Raw genomic sequence first — 1,512 nt, 5'->3', positions numbered from 1 at the left:
CAGGCGCGCCATGCTACCTCACGAAATTCCGGGACTCCTGTCGCCGTAATTCGTTCACCTACGCAGCGAATAGGAGATGCTCCAGCCGCCCTGCGTCCGCCACAGACTGAGCACAAAGCAGCTCAGTCATGGCTACCTCAAATGGCTCTACGGCTATTCGGGATAAAATTTTAGCCTCCCTCGCGCGCTATCGCGCACTTCGGATTGGCAAATTTCCCTGCGCCTTCTGGAGACTATCATCCCGTCCGGGGCTGACAGCGGCAGCACCTGGGCTTCTTGAAAGAGCAAAGCAACCACTATGCAGCTTATATTGCCTCTATCCACCTCGTTGCAATACGGTTTTGCATGCTCATAAGTGCAAAACAAAACAGCGGGGCTTCTGGGTTTGCCGAAGCGCGCAGCTCACTGAGCCACAACCTGAGGGATATAAACTATGCGGCTCGTCTCTGGCAAGTTTTTAAGGCCATCATTACGGGCGCATTAAATGAACTGAAAGAGCTGCTCGGCGATGCGCTCACTTTGGTACTGGAAACCATTGAACAGCATATAAATTGCTTTTTTATACAAGCCCTGCAACTTGACCCTAAAACCTTACGGTTGGAGGCGCAATAAATCAATGACATATACATAAATTTGGGGTCAAAAATGAACCCCGAAACTTTAGTATTTAAAAGATAAAAGCTCGCGTCCACACACTATTAAACGCTCTTTAAGCGACGTGGGAAGAGAGGTCATTAGGGTTGTAAGAACCTTAACCTGGATAGAGCTTGATGATTTGGTGGATAGCGTACTACCGTCTATCCCTAATGCGAATAGGAGTAACGTTTACCGAACTCTGAAAGCTTTTGATATCAACAAAGTTCCAGAAGAAAAAAAGGAGCAAGCCAAGAAATTCAAAGAATACGAACCTGGGTATTTGCATATAGATGTGACGTATTTGCCTAAGCTAGAAGATATCAAATATTACCTTTACGTTGCGATTGATAGAGCGACACGACTGATGTACTTTAAGGTTTATACCAATAAAACAGCGAGCAATGCGGTTGATTTTTTAGACCGGTGCCAAGCATATTTCCCTTTTTATATCAGCCATCTATTAACGGATAATGGGGCTGAATTTACAGACAAGTTCACCAATAGAAAAAACAAAGCCAGTGGAAATCATGAGTTTGATATGGCCTGTATTGAGGGACACATTGACCACAGGTTAACAGCTCCCGCCACACCTAAAACCAATGGGATGGTTGAGCGTGTTAACGGAACGATCAAAGATCAAAGATGCCACGATTAAGGTCTTAACTTATAAACTGAAGTTTCCCAATAATTATTTATGGTAAAATTGAAACTATGCTACAACTATATGAAAAAAATAGTCTTTTCATTCGTTTCAAATGCTATTGCCTAAGGGGAATTAAGTAGGGGTTTGCTATAAACATGGCAAAACCACCTAAAATAAACCTCGATACACCAGCATTGTGTATTTCAGCTACTCAATAATTGGGAAACTTCAGT

General features: G+C 43.4%; 2 protein-coding genes. Both read left to right on the top strand.

The window, feature by feature from the left end:
- The first annotated feature begins 128 nt into the window (after nucleotides 1–128).
- A complete protein-coding gene (locus CDZ78_RS21370) occupies nucleotides 129–461 on the top strand; it encodes a hypothetical protein (RefSeq protein ID WP_140414099.1) in 333 nt (110 codons plus the stop codon).
- Between the two features lie 257 nt (nucleotides 462–718).
- Entirely contained in the window at nucleotides 719–1,291 is a 573-nt protein-coding gene (locus CDZ78_RS15270) for a DDE-type integrase/transposase/recombinase (protein WP_167374334.1), read from the top strand.
- Nucleotides 1,292–1,512: the final 221 nt, after the last annotated feature.

This window comes from Bathymodiolus platifrons methanotrophic gill symbiont (assembly GCF_002189065.1).
Lineage (GTDB): Bacteria > Pseudomonadota > Gammaproteobacteria > Methylococcales > Methylomonadaceae > Methyloprofundus.
Note: the sequence above shows the minus strand (reverse complement) of the source record. Positions and strands in the feature narration are given on the sequence as shown.

Coding starts and splice junctions, on each gene's coding strand:
- CDZ78_RS21370 (WP_140414099.1), top strand. CDS start 129: ATGGCTACCTCAAATGGCTCTACGGCTATTCGGGATAAAATTTTAGCC.